The organism is Variovorax sucrosi (genome assembly GCF_051216635.1).
In the GTDB taxonomy this organism is placed as follows: Bacteria; Pseudomonadota; Gammaproteobacteria; order Burkholderiales; family Burkholderiaceae_C; genus Variovorax.
The window spans coordinates 246,637-267,875 of the sequence record NZ_JBPJZU010000003.1; the positions used below are offsets into that span (position 1 = coordinate 246,637).

At 69.0% G+C, this 21,239-nt stretch carries 24 protein-coding genes; 11 read left to right on the forward strand and 13 right to left on the reverse strand.

The genetic code is table 11. From position 1 onward, the window contains the following. Positions 1–15: 15 nt before the first annotated feature. Positions 16–1,293 (reverse strand): signal recognition particle-docking protein FtsY, encoded by a 1,278-nt coding sequence (gene ftsY / locus ACSFBE_RS07190; RefSeq protein ID WP_435489699.1) that lies wholly within the window; start codon positions 1,291–1,293, stop codon positions 16–18. Positions 1,294–1,322: 29 nt separating this feature from the next. On the opposite strand from ftsY, the gene ACSFBE_RS07195 reads away from it, so the two are divergent. The 8 genes from ACSFBE_RS07195 (at position 1,323) to ACSFBE_RS07230 (ending at position 8,272) form a co-directional block, all read left to right on the forward strand. Further along, complete coding sequence (locus ACSFBE_RS07195) at positions 1,323–2,777, forward strand: M16 family metallopeptidase (RefSeq protein ID WP_435489700.1); 1,455 nt, start codon at positions 1,323–1,325, stop codon at positions 2,775–2,777. 11 nt (positions 2,778–2,788) lie between these two features. Further along, a complete protein-coding gene (locus ACSFBE_RS07200) occupies positions 2,789–4,135 on the forward strand; it encodes a M16 family metallopeptidase (RefSeq protein WP_435489701.1) in 1,347 nt (448 codons plus the stop codon). Between the two features lie 34 nt (positions 4,136–4,169). Next, complete coding sequence (locus ACSFBE_RS07205) at positions 4,170–4,844, forward strand: RsmD family RNA methyltransferase (RefSeq protein WP_435489702.1); 675 nt, start codon at positions 4,170–4,172, stop codon at positions 4,842–4,844. 39 nt (positions 4,845–4,883) lie between these two features. Beyond that, positions 4,884–5,384, forward strand: coding sequence for a pantetheine-phosphate adenylyltransferase (gene coaD / locus ACSFBE_RS07210; RefSeq protein WP_435489703.1), 501 nt, complete (start codon positions 4,884–4,886; stop codon positions 5,382–5,384). Further along, entirely contained in the window at positions 5,381–6,037 is a 657-nt protein-coding gene (gene pxpB / locus ACSFBE_RS07215; RefSeq protein ID WP_435489704.1) for a 5-oxoprolinase subunit PxpB, read from the forward strand. The genes coaD and pxpB overlap by 4 nt, the downstream gene beginning before the upstream one ends. Continuing rightward, entirely contained in the window at positions 6,034–7,077 is a 1,044-nt protein-coding gene (locus ACSFBE_RS07220; protein ID WP_435489705.1) for a 5-oxoprolinase subunit C family protein, read from the forward strand. Before pxpB ends, ACSFBE_RS07220 begins: the two co-directional genes overlap by 4 nt. Positions 7,078–7,126: 49 nt before the next feature. Beyond that, entirely contained in the window at positions 7,127–7,867 is a 741-nt protein-coding gene (gene pxpA / locus ACSFBE_RS07225; protein ID WP_435489706.1) for a 5-oxoprolinase subunit PxpA, read from the forward strand. Positions 7,868–8,026: 159 nt separating this feature from the next. Then, positions 8,027–8,272 carry a hypothetical protein gene (locus ACSFBE_RS07230; protein WP_435489707.1) on the forward strand — a complete coding sequence of 82 codons (246 nt, stop codon included), beginning with the start codon at positions 8,027–8,029 and terminating at the stop codon, positions 8,270–8,272. Between the two features lie 2 nt (positions 8,273–8,274). Here the strand turns inward: ACSFBE_RS07230 and ACSFBE_RS07235 are convergent, their stop codons facing one another. Next, complete coding sequence (locus ACSFBE_RS07235) at positions 8,275–8,982, reverse strand: alpha/beta fold hydrolase (RefSeq protein WP_435489708.1); 708 nt, start codon at positions 8,980–8,982, stop codon at positions 8,275–8,277. A gap of 59 nt (positions 8,983–9,041) precedes the next feature. Between ACSFBE_RS07235 and ACSFBE_RS07240 the strand changes: the two genes are divergently transcribed. After that, positions 9,042–9,731: a histidine phosphatase family protein gene (locus tag ACSFBE_RS07240; RefSeq protein ID WP_435489709.1), complete on the forward strand. Its 690-nt coding sequence runs from the start codon at positions 9,042–9,044 to the stop codon at positions 9,729–9,731. A gap of 8 nt (positions 9,732–9,739) precedes the next feature. Here the strand turns inward: ACSFBE_RS07240 and ACSFBE_RS07245 are convergent, their stop codons facing one another. Together ACSFBE_RS07245 and ACSFBE_RS07250 are read right to left on the reverse strand one after the other, a co-directional pair. Then, the gene (locus ACSFBE_RS07245; RefSeq protein ID WP_435489710.1) at positions 9,740–11,092 is read right to left on the reverse strand and encodes a tetratricopeptide repeat protein; all 1,353 of its coding nucleotides are present in this window, start codon (positions 11,090–11,092) and stop codon (positions 9,740–9,742) included. A 63-nt stretch (positions 11,093–11,155) separates the two neighbouring features. Next, complete coding sequence (locus ACSFBE_RS07250; protein ID WP_435489711.1) at positions 11,156–11,554, reverse strand: tautomerase family protein; 399 nt, start codon at positions 11,552–11,554, stop codon at positions 11,156–11,158. A 104-nt stretch (positions 11,555–11,658) separates the two neighbouring features. Between ACSFBE_RS07250 and ACSFBE_RS07255 the strand changes: the two genes are divergently transcribed. Then, on the forward strand, positions 11,659–12,525 hold the full coding sequence (locus ACSFBE_RS07255) for a LysR family transcriptional regulator (RefSeq protein WP_435489712.1): 867 nt from the start codon (positions 11,659–11,661) through the stop codon (positions 12,523–12,525). Positions 12,526–12,551: 26 nt separating this feature from the next. On the opposite strand, the gene ACSFBE_RS07260 is transcribed toward ACSFBE_RS07255, so the two are convergent. From ACSFBE_RS07260 to ACSFBE_RS07280, 5 genes are all read right to left on the reverse strand, one after another. Next, the gene (locus ACSFBE_RS07260) at positions 12,552–14,042 is read right to left on the reverse strand and encodes an ABC transporter substrate-binding protein (protein WP_435489713.1); all 1,491 of its coding nucleotides are present in this window, start codon (positions 14,040–14,042) and stop codon (positions 12,552–12,554) included. Positions 14,043–14,107: 65 nt separating this feature from the next. Beyond that, positions 14,108–14,935, reverse strand: a complete 828-nt coding sequence (locus ACSFBE_RS07265) for an ATP-binding cassette domain-containing protein (RefSeq protein WP_435489714.1) — start codon at positions 14,933–14,935, stop codon at positions 14,108–14,110. Then, positions 14,932–15,924 (reverse strand): ABC transporter ATP-binding protein, encoded by a 993-nt coding sequence (locus ACSFBE_RS07270; RefSeq protein ID WP_435489715.1) that lies wholly within the window; start codon positions 15,922–15,924, stop codon positions 14,932–14,934. Before ACSFBE_RS07270 ends, ACSFBE_RS07265 begins: the two co-directional genes overlap by 4 nt. A 90-nt stretch (positions 15,925–16,014) precedes the next feature. Beyond that, entirely contained in the window at positions 16,015–16,896 is an 882-nt protein-coding gene (locus ACSFBE_RS07275) for an ABC transporter permease (RefSeq protein WP_435489716.1), read from the reverse strand. After that, a complete protein-coding gene (locus ACSFBE_RS07280; protein ID WP_435489717.1) occupies positions 16,893–17,843 on the reverse strand; it encodes an ABC transporter permease in 951 nt (316 codons plus the stop codon). The genes ACSFBE_RS07275 and ACSFBE_RS07280 overlap by 4 nt, the downstream gene beginning before the upstream one ends. Positions 17,844–17,905: 62 nt before the next feature. Here ACSFBE_RS07280 and ACSFBE_RS07285 point away from each other — a divergent pair, with 62 nt between their 5' ends. Then, the gene (locus ACSFBE_RS07285) at positions 17,906–18,214 is read left to right on the forward strand and encodes a YfhL family 4Fe-4S dicluster ferredoxin (RefSeq protein WP_435489718.1); all 309 of its coding nucleotides are present in this window, start codon (positions 17,906–17,908) and stop codon (positions 18,212–18,214) included. On the opposite strand, the gene ACSFBE_RS07290 is transcribed toward ACSFBE_RS07285, so the two are convergent. The 4 genes from ACSFBE_RS07290 to ACSFBE_RS07305 all read right to left on the reverse strand — a co-directional run bounded on the left by ACSFBE_RS07290 (position 18,211) and on the right by ACSFBE_RS07305 (position 21,184). After that, a complete protein-coding gene (locus ACSFBE_RS07290) occupies positions 18,211–18,606 on the reverse strand; it encodes a hypothetical protein (protein WP_435489719.1) in 396 nt (131 codons plus the stop codon). The two genes, ACSFBE_RS07285 and ACSFBE_RS07290, sit on opposite strands and share 4 nt — an antisense overlap. 81 nt (positions 18,607–18,687) lie before the next feature. Next, positions 18,688–19,323, reverse strand: a complete 636-nt coding sequence (gene pth, locus ACSFBE_RS07295) for an aminoacyl-tRNA hydrolase (protein ID WP_435489720.1) — start codon at positions 19,321–19,323, stop codon at positions 18,688–18,690. Positions 19,324–19,401: 78 nt separating this feature from the next. After that, positions 19,402–20,097: a 50S ribosomal protein L25/general stress protein Ctc gene (locus ACSFBE_RS07300; protein ID WP_435489721.1), complete on the reverse strand. Its 696-nt coding sequence runs from the start codon at positions 20,095–20,097 to the stop codon at positions 19,402–19,404. Positions 20,098–20,209: 112 nt separating this feature from the next. Continuing rightward, a complete protein-coding gene (locus ACSFBE_RS07305) occupies positions 20,210–21,184 on the reverse strand; it encodes a ribose-phosphate pyrophosphokinase (RefSeq protein ID WP_435489722.1) in 975 nt (324 codons plus the stop codon). Positions 21,185–21,239: the final 55 nt, after the last annotated feature.

Here is a 21,239-nt window from a genome sequence, read left to right on the forward strand (position 1 = left end):
TGGCGACACCCGAACTCAGCCCAGCAGCGCTTGCGCGAATTCGCGCGCGTCGAAGGTTTCCAGGTCTTCCAGCTTCTCGCCCACACCGATGAAGTAGACCGGGATCGGCCGCTCGCGGGCGATGGCGCAGAGCACGCCGCCCTTGGCCGTGCCGTCGAGCTTGGTGACGATCAGCCCGGTGAGGCCCAGCGTCTCGTCGAAGGCCTTGACCTGCGCCAGCGCGTTCTGGCCGGTGTTGCCGTCGATCACCAGCAGCACCTCGTGCGGCGCGGTGGCGTCGGCCTTGCTGACCACGCGCTTGATCTTCTTGAGCTCGTCCATCAGGTGCAGCTGCGTCGGCAGCCGGCCGGCGGTGTCGACCAGCACCACGTCCTTGCCGCGGGCGCGGCCGGCATTGACCGCGTCGAAGCTCACCGAGGCCGGATCGCCGCCCTCATTGCTCACGATCTCAACCGTGTTGCGGTCGGCCCAGACCAGCAGCTGCTCGCGCGCCGCCGCCCGGAAGGTGTCGGCAGCCGCCAGCAGCACCGAGGCGCCTTCGTTCGCCAAGTGCTTGGTGAGCTTGCCGATGGAGGTGGTCTTGCCGGCGCCGTTGACGCCGGCCACCATGATCACGGTCGGCGTGTACTGCCCGATGACCAGCGGCTTTTCCAGCGGACGCAGCAGGTCGGCGATGGCTTCGGCCAGCAGGCGTCGCACCTGCTGCACGTCGGTCGCCATCTGTCGCTTGACGCGGCCGCGCAGGTCCTCGAGCAGGAACTCGGTCGCCTTCACGCCGGTGTCGGCCATCAGCAGGGCGGCTTCGAGCTCTTCGTACAGCGCTTCGTCGATCTGCGCGTTGACGAACACCGCCTGGATGCCGGTGCCGGTCTTGCGCAGGCCGGTCTTGAGCTTGTCGAGCCAGCCGGTGCGCGACGGGGCGGCCGCAGCAGGCGCTGGTGCGGGAACCGGCGCGGGCATTGGCAAGGGCAACGCTGCCACCGGGGGCGGCTCGATGGCGGCGGCCGGCGGCGCGATCGGCGCGGTGGGCGCGACCACGGCCGGTGCCGGCGCGGCCATCGGGACAGCGGGCGCCGGTGCTGCCGGAGGAGGCGGGGGCGCGGGAGCGGGGGGTGGCGGCGGCGGCGGTGGTTCGCTCTTGAACCAACTCGACGGCGAGAACATCGACTTCGCGGGCGGCGGCGCGACCGGCGTCTCGACGGCTGGCGCGGCGGCGGGTGCTGCGGGTGCCGTGGGCGCTTCGGCCGGTGGCGGTGCGGCCTCGGCCGGTTTTTTCTTGAAGAAACTGAACATCAGATGGTTTTTACAATCGGACCCATTCTATGAAACACCCCTCGCCACGCCGCACAGCGTCCGGTGCGGTGCTGGCCCTGGCGCTCGTCGCGCCATGGACGCTCACCGCCCTGGCCCAAACGCCCGCCCCCTCCACCACCGACGCCCGGGCACCTGTGCCCAGTGCGTTGACCCAGGCGCGCCAGTTCACGCTATCGAATGGCATGACGCTGATCGTGCAGCCCGACCGCCGCTCGCCCACCGCGGTCCACATGCTGTGGGTGCGCGTCGGCTCGATGGACGAGGTGGACGGCACCTCCGGCGTGGCGCACGCCCTGGAGCACATGATGTTCAAGGGCACCCAGCGCATCAAGCCGGGCGAGTTCTCGCGCCAGGTCGCGGCGCTGGGCGGGCAGGAGAATGCCTTCACCACGCGCGACTACACCGGCTACTACCAGCAGATCCCCAACGGCAAGCTGGAAGACGTTATCAAGCTCGAGGCCGACCGCTTCGCCGACAACCAGTGGGCCGATGTCGAATTCCAGCGCGAGATCGAGGTGGTCAAGGAAGAGCGTCGCATGCGCACCGAAGACCAGCCGCGCGCGCTGCTGGGCGAGCAGCAGAGCGCCACCGTCTTCGTCGCGTCGCCGTACCGCCGTCCGGTGGTCGGCTGGATGAGCGACCTCGACGCCATGACGGCCGACGACGTGCGCAACTTCCATCGCCAGTGGTACGTGCCGGCCAACGCGGCGATCGTCGTGGCGGGCGATGTCGACGTCGAGCGCGTGCGCGCGCTGGCCGAGAAATACTACGGCCGCATCCCGGCCCGTGCCGTGCCGGCGCGCAAGCCGCGGACCGAGCCGGTGCAGCGCGGCATTCGTCGCATCGAGTTCAAGGCGCCGGCCGAGCAGTCCTATGTGTCGCTCGCCTTCCGCGCGCCCCGGCTGGAGAGCCTCGACGGCGAGAGCGATGTCTGGGCGCTGGTCGTGCTGTCGGCCCTGCTCGACGGCTACCCCGGCGCGCGGCTCGACCGCGCGTTGACGCAGGGGCCGGACCGCGTCGCCGACGAAGCCGGCTCCTACGCCGGCCTCACCGGTCGCGGTCCGCAGCTCTTCGAACTCGACGGCGTGCCGGCCGCCGGCAAGACGCCCGAGGCGGTCGAGGCCGCGCTGCGCGCCGAAGTCGCCCGCGTGGCCCGCGACGGCGTGGGCGCGGCCGAACTGGCCCGCGTGAAGACGCAATGGGTCGCCAGCCAGACCTACAAGCTCGATTCGGTGATGGCGCAGGGCCGCGAGCTCGGTGCCAACTGGGTGCAGGGGCTGCCGCTGGACGCCAGCGCCCGCATCGTCGCGCAGTTGCAGAAGGTCACGGCCGCGCAGGTGCAGGCTGTCGCCGCGAAGTACTTCGGCGACGACCAGCTCACGGTCGCGACGCTGCGTCCGCTGCCTCCCGAAAAGAACCCGCGCCCGCGCGGCTTCGCCACGCCCGCCGGACCGCTGCGCTGAAAGACCGCCCCATGCTGACACTGAAGAAGATCGCCGGCGGTGCCGTCATCGCGAGCACCGCCCTGTTGGCTGCGCTGAGCGCGCAGGCCGCCATCCCCATCCAGCACTGGACGCTGGCCAACGGCGCCAAGGTGTACCTCGCGTCCACCGACGCGCTGCCGATCGTCGACGTGCAGATCGACGTCGACGCCGGCAGCCGGCGCGACCCGGCGGCGCAGGCTGGCCTGGCGGGCGCCAGCGCCGGCATGGTCGAGAAGGGCGTACGTGCCAGCGACGCCGGCCCCGCGCTGGACGAGAACGCGCTGGGCGAAGCCTGGGCCGACCTGGGCGCGAGCTTCGGCGCGGGCGCGGGCGCCGAGCGCACGACCTTCTCGCTGCGCAGTCTGTCCGACCCGGCGCTGCTCGACAAGGCGGTGACGCTGGCTGCGCGCGAGATCGGCGAGCCGTCCTTCCCGGCCGATATCTGGCAGCGCGAGCGCGAGCAGATCGCGGCGGCCTTGAGGGAGGCCGACACCAAGCCCGGCACCATCAGCAGCCGCAGCTTCTCGCAGGCCGTGTACGGCACGCATCCGTACGGCCAGGAGACGACCGAGGCGACGCTCGCGAAGATCGACGTCGAGGCGATGCGCACGCGCTATGCGCAGCTGATCCTGCCGTGCCGCGCCAAGGTGAGCATCGTCGGCGCCGTCACGCGCGCGCAGGCCGACGCCATCGCCACCCGGCTGCTGGCGCGCCTGCCGGCGCAAGACGGCCGCTGCGAGCCGCTGCCGGCCGTGCCCGCCATCGCGTCCCTCACGGCGCCGAAGGAGGAGCGCGTGCCCTTCGCCTCGGCGCAGGCCCATGTCGTGATCGGTCAGCCGGGCTACCTGCGCACGGACCCGGACCACTTCGCGCTCACCCTCGGCAACTACATCCTGGGCGGGGGTGGTTTCGTCTCGCGGCTGATGAACGAGGTGCGCGAGAAGCGCGGCCTGGTCTACGGCATCTACAGCGGCTTCTCGCCCGGCCTGCACGCCGGCGCCTTCCGCGTCGGCTTCCAGACGCGGCCCGACCAGGCCGACGAGGCGGTCAAGGTGTCGCGCGAGGTGCTGGCCAAGTTCGTCGCCGAAGGCCCGAGCGAGGCCGAGCTGAAGGCCGCCAAGGACAACCTGATCGGCGGCTTTCCGTTGCTGCTCGACAGCAACCGCAAGCTGCTGGGCAACGTGTCGAACATCGCCTGGAACGACCTGCCGCTCGACTACCTCGACACCTGGACGGCGCGCATGAACGCGGTCACCGTGACCGACATCAAGGCCGCCTTCGCGCGCAAGCTGCAGCCCGAACGCATGGTGACGGTGGTGGTCGGGGCCAAGCAGTGACGACCCGGGCGCGTTCGCGGGCTATGCTCGCCCCATGAAGAAGGTTCCCACCAAGACACCTGCCAAGGTGCCGCAACACGACAAGCGCCCGCACGAAGTCCGCATCATCGGCGGCCAATGGAAGCGCACCCGCCTGGCCGTGGCCGACAAGCCGGGTCTGCGCCCCACGCCCGATCGCGTGCGCGAGACGCTGTTCAACTGGCTCGCCAGCCTGGCCGGCGTGGGTGGCGGCGAGCTGCCGGGCTGGCACTGCCTCGACGCCTTCGCCGGCACCGGGGCGCTGGGCCTCGAAGCCGCCTCGCGCGGCGCCGCCTCGGTGCTGCTGTGCGAGCAGGACGCCGATCTGATCGCGCAGCTGCAGAAGGCCAAGGCCAAGCTGTCGGCCGACGCGGTGCGCATCGAGCGCGGCAACGGCGTGACCGCGCTGGAGCGCGTGCCCGCCGGCAGCCTGCAGCTGGTGCTGCTCGACCCGCCCTTCGAGAGCCCAGCGCTGTACGAGCCCGCACTGCGTGCGGCCGCGCGCGCGCTGCATCCCGACGGCGCGGTCTACCTCGAGGCACCGCGCCTCTGGGCCGACGACGAGCTCGCCGCCTTCGGGCTGGCCGCCTTCCGCCATCTGAAGGCCGGCGCCGTGCATGCGCATCTGCTGCGGCCCCTCGCGGCCGTACCTGCTTTAGCCCCTGCAGACCCCGGACATGCCCCTGCATAATCCGCCGACCCCGGCCGCTGCGGCCGACAAGGAGTCTCTATGTCCAGCGTGATTGCGGTCTACCCCGGCACATTCGATCCCATGACGCTGGGCCACGAAGACGTGGTGCGGCGCGCCACCCAGCTCTTCTCGAAGGTCGTCGTCGCGGTCGCGGCGGGCCACCACAAGAAGACCCTCTTCACGCTGCAGGAGCGCATCGAGATGGCGCGCGAAGCCGTCGCGCCCTACAGCGACCAGGTGGTGGTCGAGAGCTTCTCCGGCCTGCTGCGCGACTTCGTCGTGGCACGTGGCGGCAAGGCCATGGTGCGCGGCCTGCGCGCCGTCACCGACTTCGACTACGAATTCCAACTGGCCGGCATGAACCGTTCGCTGATGCCCGACGTCGAAACGGTTTTCCTCACGCCGAGCGACAAGTACCAGTTCATCTCCAGCACCTTCGTGCGCGAGATCGCGATGCTCGGCGGCGAAGTCGACAAGTTCGTCTCGCCCTTCGTGCAGGACAAGCTCGTTGCCAAGGTGCGCAGCCTCGGCCGCGAATGACGCCTGCTCCCCGACTCCATTCGCTGGGCGACGCCGCCCTGCTGTGCGAGCTGCCGCCCCCCGCCACCCTGGCGCAGCAGCAACAGATCTGGGCCCTGGCGACCGAGGCGCTGCAATGGCCGGCGGTGCTGGAAGCGCTGCCGGGCATGAACAACCTGACGCTGGTGTTCGACCCGGCCCGCATCGATGCCGCCGAGATCGAGATGCAGGTGCTTGCGGCCTGGCCGCAACTCGCGGCGGCAGCCATCGAGGGCCGCACTGTCGAGATCCCCGTGGCCTATGGCGGCGAGCATGGCCCCGACCTGGCCGACGTTGCCGCCCACACCGGCTTCACGCCGGCCGAGGTGGTGCGTCGCCACGCCGCCGGGGAGTACGTGGTCTACCTGCTGGGCTTCCTGCCTGGTTTCGCCTTCATGGGTGGCCTGCCGCCCGAACTCGCCACGCCGCGCCGGGCCGAGCCACGGGTGGCGGTGCCGGCCCGTTCGGTCGGCATCGGCGGCGCGCAGACCGGCGTCTACCCGCTGGTCTCGCCCGGCGGCTGGCAACTCATTGGCCGCACGTCGCTCGAGATGTTCGACCCGACGGCTGCCGAGCCCACCCTGCTGCGGCCCGGCGACCGGGTGCGCTTCGTCGTCGAGAGCGTGCAGACATGATCGTCGTCCTCAAGCCCGGCATGCTGGCCTCGGTCCAGGACCTGGGCCGCCACGGCCATCGCGAGCGCGGCATCTGCCCCGGCGGCGCACTCGACACGCTGGCGCTCACGACGGCCAACCGCTTGGTCGGCAACCCCGACGAAGCGGCCGGCCTCGAACTCACGATGGGTGGCTGCGAACTGCGCTTCGACATCGCCACCCGCATCGCGCTGGCGGGCGACGACTTCGGTGCCCAGCTCGGCGGCGTGCCGATCTGGCCGTGCTGGAGCGTGCCGGTGCAGGCCGGCCAGACCCTGAAGCTCGTCGGCGCTAACGTGGCCGCGGGCAAGAAGGGCCTGCGCACCTGGCTGGCCGTGGCGGGCGGCATCGACGTGCCGCCGGTGCTCGGCTCGCGCAGCACCGACCTCAAGGCCGGATTCGGCGGCCATCAGGGCCGGGCGCTGAAGAAGGGCGACCGGCTGCCGCTCGGTGCGCCGGCCCTGAACAGCGCACAACTCGCACGGCGCCGCTTCGGCGTGCGCCCGCCCGACTGGGCGATCGATGGCCGCGACTTCGGCGAGGCGATCCCGCTGCGCGTCATGTTGGGCCCCGAGTCCGGCCTGTTCACCTCGGCCTCGGTGGCCGCCTTGTGGCGCGAGCCCTGGCGCGTGACGCCGCAGAGCAACCGCATGGGCAGCCGGCTCGAAGGCCCGGTGCTGGAGCGCAAGCGCGCTGGCGACATGCTGTCGTCGGGTGTCATCCCGGGCACGATCCAGGTGCCGCCCTCCGGCCAGCCGATCATCCTGATGGGCGACGCGCAGACCACCGGCGGCTATCCGCGCATCGGCGTCGTGATTCGGGCCGACCTCTGGAAGCTGGCACAGGCGCCGCTCGGCGGCATGCTGCGGCTGGTGCAGGTCGACGCGGCCGAGGCACTGCAGGCCTGGACCTTGCAGCAGCAGCACCTGGCGCAACTCACACAGGGCCTGGCCACCAGCGGCTGGCCGGTGCCCGCGGCGCGGGCGCAGGCACCGGATGCGTCCGCGGCAGCATCCGACTGAGCGGCGGGCCCATCGGGCGCAGCGCAGAATGTCATGAAGGAGTGACCCCATGCAGATCGATCTGAACGCCGACCTCGGCGAAGGCGCCGGCAGTGACGAAGAATTGCTCAAGCTGGTGAGTTCGGCCAACATCGCCTGCGGTTGGCACGCCGGGGATGCAAGCACCATGCGCCAGTGCGTGCGCTGGGCCATCGACAACCAGGTCGCGATCGGTGCGCATCCGAGCTTTCCCGACCGCGAGAACTTCGGCCGCAGCACCATGAACCTGCCGCCCGAGGACATCGTCGCCGGCGTGCTCTATCAGATCGGTGCGCTGGCGGCGATCGTCAAGGCCGAGGGCGGCACGCTGGTGCACGTCAAGCCGCACGGCGCGCTCTACAACCAGGCGGTGAAGGAGCCGGCGCTGGCTGCCGCCATCTGCGATGCGGTGCGCCATTTCGATTCCAACCTGCGCTTTTTCGGCTTGGCCGGCAGCGGCATGATCAGCGCCGCCGAGCGGGCCGGCCTGAAGCCAGTGGAAGAGGTCTTCGCCGACCGCGGCTACATGCCCGACGGCAGCCTGGTGCCACGCAGCCAGCCCGGCGCGCTGATCGAGGACGAAGAGCAGTCGCTGGCGCAGACCCTGTCGCTGGTGCGCGACCACCAGGTCACGGCCATCGATGGGAGCATCGTGTCGGTCAACGCGCAGTCGGTGTGCCTGCACGGCGACGGCGCGCATGCGCTGGCCTTCGCGCGGCGCATCCGCTCGACGCTCGAGCGCGAGGGTATTGCCGTCATGGCACATACCTGAGCCCGAAGCCGCATCCGCGGCTTTTTTTATCGCCCGCGCAGACCGCGGGTCTTCCTGATCCGATCGGCATGCGCCGCGCGAGAGCGTGACAGATGCCCTTGGTGGCGCCGTACCCAGCGGCTAAAAGTGCGCCACAAGAATCAGACAGGGAGTCGTCACATGGGTCATCTCGAATTGCGAGACCTCGCGCTGAGCGTGCGCGAGCTGCCCGACCGCAGCTTCGGCTGGGTCATCCTCGAAGGCACCGGCGAGAAGAGCGTCTTCGCCAACTACACCGTGATGCAGGGCGCCGAACAGGGCTACGCGAGCTATGCCGATGCGCTGCTGGCGGGCTTCGTCGCCCTGCGCGGGCTCACCGGGCGAAACGGGCCCCGCGGCGTGGGTCGGCTGCACCTCGACGCGTGACATCAGGCGGGCTGCAATTCGCGCAGCCAGTCGACCAGGGCCGCGTTCACCGCAGCGGGTTGCTCCATCGTGAGCATGTGGCCGGCGCGTTCGATCCACAGCAGCTTGGCGTGCGGCACCAGCGCCGCGATCTCGCTGCTGCAGTCGGGCGGCGTCAGACGGTCGGCATCGCCGCACAGCACCAGCACCGGGCAGCGGACGTGCGGCAGGTGTTGGCGTGCATCGGGCCGCTGCATCACCGCACGGTTCTGGCGGATGAGCTGCGCCGCGCCGCCGTGCAGCACCATCTCGACGTAGCGCCGCATCAGCGCCTTGTCGGCTGCCTGGTCGGGATGAAAGGCGAAGACCGCGTTGAACTCGATCAGGTCGCGGGCCTCGCCGCGTTCGAACAGCTCGATGGCCGACTCGCGCAGCTTGAACATGTCGGGCGTCTCGGGCCGCGGGTTGGTGCCGAGCAGCGCGAGGCCGACGATGCGCTCCGGCGCCTGGCGCGCGGCCTCCATCGCGATCATGCCGCCCAGCGACGCGCCGCAGAGGATCAGCGGGCCGTCGTTCTCGGCCAGCACCGCCGCGGCCATGCCTTCGATGCGGTCGTGCCGTGCATGGACATCGGCCACGCGGATGTCGAGGTGGGGTGGCAGGGCAGGCCGCTGGGCCTGCCAGAGGCGCTCGTCGCAGGCGAGGCCGGGCAAGAGGACAAGTCGGGACATGGCGCCATTGTGTTGCATGGACTGCAGCGCGGTCGATGCGGGGACAATCGGTGCCAGCCATGACCACATCCCCCTCCGCTCCTACCGAATTCATCCTCATCCGCCACGGCGAAACCGACTGGAACCGCGAACTGCGCTTTCAGGGCCACGTCGACATCCCGCTCAACGACACCGGCCACGAGCAGGCGCGCCGCCTCGGCCTGCGGCTGGCGGGCGAGGCGGTCGACCAGGTCTACAGCAGCGACTTGATGCGCGCGCAGCAGACCGCCACCCCCGCGGCGCAGCAACTCGCCCTGCCCATCGTCACGCAGGCGGCCCTGCGCGAGCAGCACTTCGGCGTCGTCGAGGGCATGAAGGCCGAAGAGATCCGCGAGTTGCATCCGCGCGCCTGGGAGCAATGGCTGGAGTTCCGCGAAGACCACGCCATGCCCGAAGGCGAGTCGCCCCTGCAGTTCCACGCGCGTATCCTGGCCGCGCTCGCTGCGCTGGCGACGGCGCACAACGGACAGCGGCTGCTGGTGGTGACGCACGGCGGCGTGCTCGACATGGTCTGGCGCACCGCCCGCGGGCTGGGCCTCAACGGACCCCGGCAGAGCGACATTCCGAACGCCGGCATCAACCGCATCCGCATCGCCGACGCCGCCGACCCGACCCGCATCGAGGTGCTCGACTGGGCCGACGCAGGGCACCTGGCCGACCTGCCGGCGCAACCGAACTACGACCAGAGCCGGCACCTGAAGAAAGACTGAATCGCGCCTCAGCCGTGAACGGCCGGCAGGTGCAGGCCGGCGTACACGCGGTCGAGCTGCCGCTTCAGCCGCAGCGATTCGGGCTGGCCGTTGACCTGCTGCTGCAGCACGCCCTGTGCCGCGCCCAGCGTGCGCTCAGTGCCGCAGCGCACCAGTGCATCCAGATGGACCTGCTCGAAAAGGTCGCGCTGCGCGTGGCTGCCCCCGATCTCGACGAGGCGCGGAAGCGCCAGGCCGAGCCCGTCGATGGCGCCTTCCATGTCGCCGCGTGCATGCGCGAGCAGCCCGTGCGCGGCCGGCACGCAGACGCGCACCCACGCATCGCGTGCGCCCACCGGTGCGGTGGGCGCGAAGGCCTCGATGCGCTGCTGCAGCACGTCGGCCTCGGGCCGGCCGGCACGGGCCAGGCCATAGAGGTACTGCAGGTCGAGGAAAGGCAGCACATGGTCGTCGAGCCGGGTGACGAGGCGGTCCGCCACATCCTGCCAGCGTGCACCGACGTCGATGCCGGCGAGCTCGAAGCGCGCCAGCAGCGACACGGCGCCGATCTGGTCCTGCGTGTAGTCGGGCACCACGCCCCAGACCTCGCGGTCGTACACGGCGAGTGCTTCTGCGTCGTGGCCGAGGTCGATGAGGAACAGCGCCACGTGCCACCAGTTGTGCGTGACCATGAAGGAGTTGAGTCCGGTCCAGGTGCCGCTCACGCTGCGCATGAAGTCCAGGCCTTCGGCAAGCCGGCCTTCGGTCAGCATGACGTGGCCCAGCGCGTGGTGCGCCCACGGTTCCTTGCGGCACATCGCGATGGCACGCCGCGCGCTGGCCTCGGCCTCGCGCATGCGGTGGCATTGTTCGTGGCCGAAGGCGACCATTCCGTGCAGGTAGGGCACGTCGGCCGTGTGCGGCAAGGCGGCCAGGGCGAGTCGCAGCATGCCGGGCCCGTCGCCACCGTTGAAGCAGTGGTACTGGCCGAGCTTCACCGACACCAGGTCGCGCGGATGGGCCCGCGCCTGCTCTTCGTGCAGGGCGATCGCACCGTGGATGTCGCCGTCGATCCAGGCGGCAACGGCGGCGATGAAGCGCTGTTCGCGCGCCGTCGCGCGTGACGCACCTTCTTTTGCGCGCGCGATGAAGGGCCGCGCGTTCGGCACACCTTCGCGCGATTCGGCGAACATGTGCAGCGCGGCGCAGTAGGCCTGCACCAGCGGGCTGGTGTCCTCGGCGGCGTGGAGCACGTTCGCAGCACGCGCCTCGCAGGCGATGAAGCCGCCGACGAAGTCGTCGACCGCTTGCAGGCTCGCCGGATCATCGAGCGTGACGGGGTTGCCGAGGCTGTCGGTCAGGGGGCGGGGCGCTGCGCTCACGGAAGGATCCTCGAAGGTAGTGGCTCCCGCCATGGTGCCACGCCCTCGCTGCACCCGTCGCCGCTACACGCCGGCCTGCTGGTGGCGGTGCTCCTGCGTCAGCCCGCCATAGCCGTAGGCCGCGGCCCGCGCGTCGATCACGTGCACGTACGACACCTCGTGAAGATCGGGCATCAACGCTGCCATCGCGGCGTGGATCTCGCGCAGGTAGCGCGCCTTCTCGGCCTTGGTGTTGGTTTCATCGGTGATGCTGATGTCGAGCTGGAAGGCGCTGCGGCCGAGCGACGCCAGTGTCTCGCCACCGATGAACCACTGGTCGGCGGCGAGGTGCTGAACCGCGACGGCGATCACCGGCAGCTTCTTGCCGAGCACCGACTGCGTGAGGCGCACCACGGCGTCGACGGCCTGGTGGGTGCGGGTGGCATCGGGTGCGCCAGAAAGGTGAAGGACGATGTGCGGCATGAGGGCTCCTGGATGTGAATGACGACGGGTGATTTTTCGTCGTTACGCATCATCGGAAAAGCGGGAAGATAAGATATATGTCATCGGATTAACGGGTGGATGCAATGGCGACCTTCGACATCGAACAGCTCCGCACCTTCGTGGCCGTTGCCGAGGCCGGGAGCCTCACGGCGGCGGCACCCCGCGTCTTCCTCTCGCAGTCGTCGGTCAGCGAGCAAGTGCGCAAGCTGGAGGAGCGCGCTGGTCGGTCGCTTTTCACCCGAAGCAAGGCGGGCGTGGCGGTGACGGAGGCCGGCGCGCGCCTCTTGGGCCATGCGCGCGCCATCCTCGCGCTCAGCGAGACGGCCTACCGGGAGATGCGCGACGAACAACTGCAGGGCGAGTTGCGCTTGGCCATCACCGACTATTTCCGGCCGGCCGAACTGACGGGCCTGCTGGCGCGGCTGGGGGAACGCTACCCGCAGGTGCGCCTGCACGTGAGCGTCATGAAGAGCGGCGACGTCGAAACCGCGTATGCGCGCGGCGACGTCGATGTCGGCGTGGCGATGCGCATCGCCCAAACCGGCACCGGTACCGGCGCCGTGGCGCGCGGCGCGTTGCTGCGCCGCGAAGCGCTGGTCTGGATGGGCACGCGGGGCCTGTCATGGCAGAAGGGCGCACCGTTGCGGCTGCTGGTGCTGCCCGACACCTGTGCGCTTCACCAGTTCACCGTGAAGCTGCTGCGGCAGCGGCGTGTGCCTTACGAGGTGGCGCATGTCGCGTCGGGTGTGGCGGGCCTGCAGTCGGCATTGGCCGCGGGCCTGGGCGTGGCCTGCCTCAATGAATCGGCGCTGTGCAACGGTGTGGTGCCGTTGCGGCTGGCCGGACTTCCGGCGCTGCCCCGCGTCGCCTTCCATGTGTTGCCGGCCCGCCAGGGCGAAAGCGACTTCGTGGCGCGGGCGCGCGAACTGCTGGTGGCGCAGTTCGCCTGAGCGTCGATTCGCCGGCGGCGGCTTGCTCAGCCCCAGGACAGGGCGGACAGGTCGTTCGCGAAGATCGGCAGTTCCTTCCACAGGCCCTTCACGTTCTTCTTCGCGATGGTCGGGAACTGCGGCTGGAACAGGAAGCCGTTGGCCGCGTCGGTGGCCAGCATCTTCTGCGCATCGCCGAGCAGCTTGTTGCGCTCTGCGATGTTGCCGGTGTTCTTGATCTTGTCGAACAGCGCCACGAACGGCTTCGACTGGTAGCCCCAGTAGTAGTCCGACTTGGCATAGTTGCCCAGGTCGAAGGGCTCGACGTGGGACACGATCGACAGATCGTAGTTCTTGTTGCCGTAGGTGCCGCTGAGCCACTGCGCCCACTCGACGTTCTGCACCTTCACCACGATGCCGATCTTGGCGAGCTGGGCCACGACCATCTCGCCGCCCTGGCGCGCGTAGGGAGGTGGCGGCAGCGTCATCGTGAGTTCCAGCGGGGTTTTCACGCCGGCTTCGGCCAGCAGTTTCTTGGCCTTCTCGATGTCGAAGGGGTTCACGGCCGTGGTGTCGACGTAACCGGGCGCGCCGGGCACGTAGTGGCTGCCAATCGGCGTGCCGAAGCCGTCGGCCGCGCCTTCGATGATCGCCTTGCGGTCGAGCGCGGCCAGGATGGCGCGGCGCACGCGCACATCGTCGAGCGGCTTCTTGGCGTTGTTGATGGACAGGATGGTCTTGCCGCGCGAGCCGGCCAGGATGGTCTGGAACTGCGGGTTGGCCTTGAACTGCGCCACGATGCGAGTGGCCGCGCGCGGGAACACGTCGACGTCGCCGGCCAGCAGCGAGGCGGCCTGCGCGGCCGGGTCGGAGATGAAGCGGAAGGTGATCTTGTTGATCTTGGCCTGCGCCGGGTTGCGAAAGCCGTCCCACTTGCTCAGGGTGAGCGATGCGCCCTTGTTGTACGCATCGAGCTTGTACGGGCCGGTGCCCACGGGCTTGGTCGCGTTCGTGTCGGCGCTCTTGGGCTCCACGATGATCGACGTGGCCTGACCGAGCACGAAGGGGAAGTCGGGATCGATCTCCTTGTTGAGCAGCACGACGGTGTAGTCGTCGATCACCTGCACGCCGATGTTGGCGAAGGTCCGCTTGTCCTTGTTGACGCTCTTCTCGCCGCCGGCGCGTTCGAAGGCGAACTTCACCGTCTGCGCATTGAAGGGCTCGCCGTTCTGGAACTTCACGCCCTTGCGCAGGCGGAAGGTATAGGTCTTCAGGTCGGGCGAGATATCCCAGCTCTCGGCCAGCAACGGCGTCACGCTGCCGTCGGCGTTGATCTTGGTCAGCGTCTCGTAGATGTTGTAGAGCGTGACTTCGCTGATCGACACGGCGGCGGAGGCCGTCGGATCGAGTCCCGTCGGCTCCAGCGTCATGCCCAGCACCATCGCGTCCTTGCGGTTCTGCGCGAGCGCGAACGACGGAAGGGCCGAGGCGACTGCGGTCGCGGCGGATGCGGTGAGAACGGTGCGGCGTTTCAACATGGTCAGGCTCCTGGAAAGGGCGTAGGGAAGACGGAGGACGTTATAGCAAGCGTGATCCGGGGTAATCAGACAGAAATCGGCTGCGCACGCGCGGGCGGCTCCGCGCGCGGCACGGCCGCGAGCAGGGCCTGCGTGTACGGGTGCTGCGCATGCGCGAAGAGTTCCTGCGGGTCGCCGCGCTCCACCACCAGCCCGCGGTGCAGCACGCAGACCGCATCGCACAGGTGGTTCACCACCGCGAGGTCGTGGCTGATGAGCAGGTAGCTGATGCCGAACTGCTGCTGCAGGTCCTGCATGAGGTTGAGCACCTGCGCCTGCACCGACACGTCGAGCGCGCTCACCGGCTCGTCGGCGACGATGAGCTTGGGGCGGGTGATCAGCGCGCGGGCGATGGCGATGCGCTGGCGCTGGCCGCCGGAGAACTCGTGCGGGTACTTGTCGAGGTCGGTGCTGCGCAGGCCGACGGCGGCGAGCGATTCGGCCGCGCGCTCGCGCTGTTCGCGGCGGCTGGTTTCGGCCAGCGCCTCCAGCGGCTCGGCCACGATGCGCGCCACCTTCTGGCGCGGGTCGAGCGAGCCGTATGGGTCTTGAAACACCATCTGCACATCGCGCCGTGCCGCACGCAGCTCGGCCCGCGGCAGCTGATGCAGGTCGCGGCCGAGCAGCTTCACGGTGCCGGAGGTCGGCGCGTCGAGCGCCATCACCAGCCGGGCGATGGTCGACTTGCCCGAACCCGATTCGCCGACGATGCCCAGGCTGCGGCCGGCCTCGATGCGAAAGCTCACGCCGTTGAGCGCCTTGACCTGCGGCGGCGGTGCCAGCAGCTTCTCGCGCGGCAGCGCGTAGTGGCGGACCAGGTCGGTCACCTCGAGCAATGGTGGGCTCGTCGTCATGCGCGGGCTCCTGCGACGGCGGCGGACACCGCGTCGAGCCGTATGCAGCGCACCTGGTGGCCGTGCGGCATCGGCGTAGCCGGGGGGCGGGTGCTGTGACAGTCGTCGATGGTGAAGGCGCAGCGGCCTGCGAAGGGGCAGCCCGGCGGCAGGTCGACCAGCTCGGGCACGCTGCCGCGGATGGTGGCGAGCCGGCCGCCGCGCCGCGCGCCCAGTGCGGGCCGCGCGGCGAACAGGCCTTGTGTGTACGGGTGCGCGCGCTCGGCGAAGACGGTGCCGGTCGGGCCGCTCTCGACCACGCTGCCGCCGTACATCACCAGCATCTTCGAGACGCTCTGCGCGATCACGCCGAGATCGTGAGAAATCAGGATGAGCGCCATGCCGCGCTCGGCCACCAAGCCCTGGATGAGGTCGAGGATCTGCTTCTGGATCGTCACGTCGAGGGCGGTGGTCGGCTCGTCGGCGATCAGCAGGTCGGGCCCGCAGGCCAGTGCCATCGCGATGCCGATGCGCTGGCGCTGCCCGCCGGAGAACTGGTGCGGGTAGGCATCGAGCCGCGAGGCCGCGTCGGGGATGCCGACACGGTCGAGCAGCGTCAGCACTTCCTTGCGAGCATCGGTCGCCGACAGCCCGCGGTGCAGCCGCAGCGGCTCGCCGACCTGGCGGGCGATGGTGTGCACCGGGTTCAGCGCCGTCATCGGCTCCTGGAAGATCATGCCGATGCGGTTGCCGCGGATATCGCACATCGCGCGCTCGTCGAGCCCGACGAGTTCGGTGCCGTCGAAGCGGATGCTTCCGTCGACCTGGGCGCTGGCCGGCAGCAGGCCCATGAGCGACATCACGGTGATCGATTTGCCGCAACCGGATTCGCCGACGATGCCCATCGTCTCGCCGCGCTCCAGCGAAAAGCCGATGCCGCGCACGGCTTCGGCCGAGCCGCGCTGGGTCTGCAGGCCGATGTGGAGGTCGTTGACTTCGAGCAATGCCATGGTTCAGCGCCCGCCCGGCCGCCCAAAGGACGCTGAGCGCCCCCTCGGGGGGCAGCGATACACGAAGTGATGAGCGTGGGGGTTCATGGTTCAGCGTGCCCTTGCCAGACGGGGGTCGAGCAGGTCGCGAAGACCATCGCCCAGGAGATTGAGGCCGAGCACCGCCAGCGCGATCGCCATGCCGGGGAACACCGCCAGCAGCGGCGCCTGGAACATCATCGTCTGCGCCTCGCTCAGCATGCGGCCCCACGAGGGCTGCGGCGGCTGCGTGCCGAGGCCGAGGTAGGAGAGGGCCGCTTCGGCCAGGATGGCGATGGCGAAGCGGATGGTGATCTGCACGATCAGCACGGCTGAGATGTTGGGCAGCACGTGCTGCATCGTGATCGCGAAGCCGCCCTTGCCGCAGGCGCGCGCGGCGGCGATGTACTCGCGCGACCAGATCGCGTTGGCCGAGGCGCGGGTGATGCGCGCGAAGGTCGGAATGTTGTAGATGCCGATCGCGATGATCGCGTTCACGATGCCTGGGCCGAACACCGCCGTCATCATGATCGCCGAGAGGATCGCGGGGAAGGCCAGCGAGAAGTCGCTGAAACGCATGATGGCTTCTTCGACCCAGCCGCGCCGCGCCGCAGCGAGCAGGCCCAGCGCGGTGCCGACGGTGAGGCCGATGCCCACCGCGATCAACCCGACCAGGATCGACGCTCGCGCACCCACCAGCAGCAGCGACGCCACGTCGCGCCCGAAGGGGTCGGTGCCCAGCCAGTGCGACCCACTCGGCTTCTGGAGCTTGATCGCCATGTCCATCTCGTAGGGCGACCAGGGCGTCCACACCAGCGACACCGTGGCGGCCAGCAGCAACAGCAGGGTGAGCACCGCGCCGATGACGAAGCTGCGGTGCTGCAAGGCGCGGCGCCAGAAGCCCGGCACCGTCAGGGCGGCGGCACTCGGCACGGCCGTGGGAAGCGCGCTCATATGTCGGACGCCTTGATGCGCGGGTCGATCACGGCATAGAGCACGTCGACCACGAAATTCACAATGACCACCAGCGCCGCCAGCAGCATCACGCAGTTGCGCACCACCACCAGGTCGCGGTTGCTGATGGCCTGGAAGATCAGCCGGCCGAGGCCGGGCAGGTAGAACACGTTCTCGACCACGATGGTGCCGGCCAGCAACTCGGCGAACTGCATGCCCATCACGGTGACTACCGGGATCATCGCGTTGCGCAGCACGTGGGTCCAGAGTACGGCGCGCTGCGACACGCCCTTGGCGCGGGCGGTGCGCACGAAGTCTTCGCGCATCACCTCGAGCACGGCCGAGCGCGTGATGCGCGCGAGGATCGCGGCCTGCACCACGGCCAGCGACAGCGCGGGCAGCAGCAGCGACTTGATGCCGGCGAACACACCTTCGCCCCAGCCGTCGAAGCCGCCGGCCGAGAACCATTGAAGCTGCACCGAGAAGACGAGGATCAACAGGATCGCGAACCAGAAGTTGGGGATGGCGATGCCCACCTGCGTGAGGCCCATCAGCCCGACGTCGCCCAGCTTGTTGTGGCGCGCCGCGGCGGTCACGCCCACCAGCAGCGCCAGCACGGCGGTGAGCGTCATCGCCATGAGGGCCAGGGGCACGGTGAGCGCCAGACGTTCGAGGATGAGGTCGAGCACCGGCGAGCCGTAGGCGTAGCTGTCGCCCAGGTTGCCGGTGAGCAGGCCGCCGATCCAGTGCCAGTAGCGTGTCCAGGCTGGCTGGTCGAGCCCGAGCTTGGTGGCGAGCGCGGCCACGGCGTCCGGCGACGCGTCGGGGCCGAGCAGCAACTGCGCGGCGTTGCCGGGCAGGATCTCGAGAACGAGGAACACGATGACCGAGGCACCGATCAGGGTGCCGATCAGCGTCGCGAAGCGCTTGAATAGAAACAGACTCATGGGGCGGGGCGCAGCATAACCCGACTGTCGCAGCAAGCATGCCTGCGGCGGATAATCGCGCCATGGCCCTCATGATCACCGACGAATGCATCAACTGCGATGTCTGCGAGCCGGAGTGCCCCAACGACGCGATCTACATGGGCGTGGACATCTACGAGATCGATCCGCGCAAGTGCACCGAATGCGTCGGCCACTTCGACGAGCCGCAATGCGTCCAGATCTGCCCGGTGGCCTGCATCCCGGTGAGCCCCGACCATGTCGAGACGCGCGAGACGCTGTGGCAGAAGTTCGAGCGACTGACGGCGGTCAAGAAAGACGCCGCCGGCCAGCCGCCAGCCGACGCGTCCGCCCCGCCGGTCGGCGTCGCCTAACTGTCGGCGTCAGTCTTCGCTGCCTTCTTTTTCTTCGACGTGCCCGGTCCGGCCGCGGTGAAGAATTCCGGCTCCTTGCGGACCTTTTTCTTTTTCGCCGTCGGATGCCCGGCTTCGGTCGGTGAGACGGCGTTCGTCGGTTTCGGAAGATGGATGAGCGGGGAGGGCGTGGCCCTTTCCTGGCGCAGTCGATCGCGTTCCATCCGCTCGGCCGCAGCCTGGGTACGCCGCGTGTTGCGCTCTGCCTCGCGTGCCTGGTCGGCGCTTGGCGCCTCGTCGAGCGCCAAGGCCTTGCCGCCGTTGCAGGGCTGGTCGGTGTAGGTGTTGCCGCAGCGCCAGGCGCCGGACGCATCCTGCGCCTGGACGGTGCCGATCCACGTGCAGAGCGCCATGCAGACGATGGCGATGCGTCGATGTCCTGTTCTTTTCATTCGTCGCTCCCTTTCGCTTCTTCCCGGTCGGCGCCGCCCTGACTAAGGGGCGGCGGGCTCGCCGCCGCCCTCGTCCGGTTCACGCCGAGGCGGTTTGGGGCGGGGCGGCTTGCTCGTGTGGATCTGCAGCGTGGCTTTCTCCATCTCGCCGGCCAGCAACGCCGGCACGGCATGCAGCGTGCGGACGATGGCGTCGTCGATGGCCTCGCGCTGCTCCTTCAGTGGTTTCTTCAGCACCCAGTTCACCACCTCGGCCTTGACGCCCGGGTGGCCGATGCCGATGCGCAGCCGCCAGTAGTCGGCGGTGCCCAGTTGCGCGTGGATGTCTCGCAGGCCGTTGTGGCCGGCGTGGCTGCCGCCGAACTTGAGCTTGACCTGACCGGGCACCACGTCGAGTTCGTCGTGCACCACCAGGATTTCCTGCGGCTCGATCTTGAAGAAGCGTGCCAGTGCCGAGACCGACTTGCCCGACAGGTTCATGAAGGTCTGTGGCTCGAGCAGCCAGACCGGTTGGCCGTGCACGTTCGCGCGTGCGGCCAGGCCGTGGTAGCTGCGCTCCGGTGCCAGCGAGACCTTGAGGTCGCGTGCCAGCGCGTCGATCCACCAGAAGCCCGCGTTGTGCCGCGTGGCTTCGTACTCCGGGCCCGGATTCCCCAGGCCGACGAACAACTTGATCATGTCTGGATTATCGAGGCGTCGGAAAAAGAAACGGCCCGCACGAGGCGGGCCGTTGGCCGGATAGCTGCGAGAAGTGAATTACTTCTTGGCGGCAGGCGTCTTGGCAGCGGGCGTCTTTGCAGCCGGGGTCTTGGCGGCGGGCTTGCCACCCTTGCCGGCTGGCGCGGCCGCGGCGGCGACTTCAGCGCCTTCGACCGGTGCATCGACTTCTTCGGCGGCCGGGGCGGTGGCCGAGGCCAGCACCAGGTTCACCTTGCCGTGGCTGACCCACTTCACGCCGCGCGGCAGCTTGATGTCCTTGAGCGTGACGGTGCCGTTCTTCTTCAGACCCGACAGATCGACCTCGATGAATTCCGGCAGCTCGGCCGGCAGGCAGTTCACTTCGAGTTCGGTGGTCACGTGGCTGACCAGGTTCAGCTCGATCTTGACGGCTTCGGACTCTTCTTCACCCTTGAAGTGCAGCGGCACCTTCATGGTCATGCGGGTCTTGGCGTCGACGCGCTGGAAGTCGATGTGCTGCACCAGCGGACGGAACGGGTGGTACTGCACGTCGCGCAGCAGCACTTTGCTCACGGCGCCGCCGAGTTCCATCTCGAGCACGGAGGCGTGGAACGCTTCCTTCTTGAGGGCGTGCCACAGGGCGTTGTGATCGATCTCGATCATTTGCGCGGCGGCTTCGCCACCGTACACGATGCCGGGCGTCTTGCCGGTGATGCGGAGACGGCGGCTCGCACCCGTGCCCTGCTTGGCGCGCTCAAAAGCGACGAATTTCATAGTTAACTCCTTGGAGCGAAGGCGCAATGCCGTTTCGCTTCTTGAGCGCCGACCGCGACCAGTGCGGCGCCGGTTTCAAAATGGCTTCCCGAAAAGGAAGCCGGCTCTTTGCTCAGAACAAGTTGTCTTGGTCCGAGAACAAACTCATCACCGACTCGCCCTTGGCAATGCGCTGGATCGTTTCGGCGATCAGCGGTGCCACGGAGAGCTGGCGGATCTTTCCGCAGCCCAGGGCGCTGTCGGAAAGGGGAATGGTGTTGGTCACGACCACCTCGTCGAGGGCCGAGCCCTGAGCGATGCGCTCGATGGCCGGGCCCGAGAAGATCGGGTGCGTGCAATAGGCGTAGACCTTTTTCGCGCCGCGTTCCTTCAGCACCTCGGCCGCTTTGACCAGCGTGCCGGCGGTGTCGATCATGTCGTCCATGATCACGCAGTTGCGGCCGTCGATCTCGCCGATGACGTTCATCACTTCGCTCACGTTCGCCTTGGGGCGGCGCTTGTCGATGATGGCGAGGTCGGTGTTCAGTTGCTTGGCCAGCGCCCGTGCGCGCACCACGCCGCCGACGTCCGGCGAGACGACGATCAGGTCGTCGTAGTTCTTCTGGCGCAGGTCGCCGAGCAACACCGGCGAGGCGTAGATGTTGTCGACCGGAATGTCGAAGAAGCCCTGGATCTGGTCGGCGTGCAGGTCCATCGTCAGAACGCGGGACACACCCACGGTCTGAAGCAGGTCGGCCACCACCTTGGCGGAGATCGGCACCCGGCTCGAACGCGGCCGGCGGTCCTGGCGGGCGTAGCCGAAATAGGGGATGACGGCACTGATGCGCTCGGCCGATGCGCGCTTGAGCGCGTCGACCATGATGAGCAGTTCCATCAGGTTCTCGTTGGTCGGTGCGCAGGTGGACTGCACCACGAACACGTCGCGGGCACGGACGTTCTGGTTGATCTCGACCGTGACCTCACCGTCGGAGAAGCGGCCCACGCGGGCGGCGCCCAAGCTGGTGCCCAGGTGCTGCGCGATCTCGGCGGCAAGGCCCGGGTTGGCATTGCCGGTGAAAACCATGAAGTCCGGGGCTTGAGCCTGCATGAGCGCGTCCAGCAATGGGAAATGGCTCTTTAGTGAGCCGCCAGTGATCTCGTGG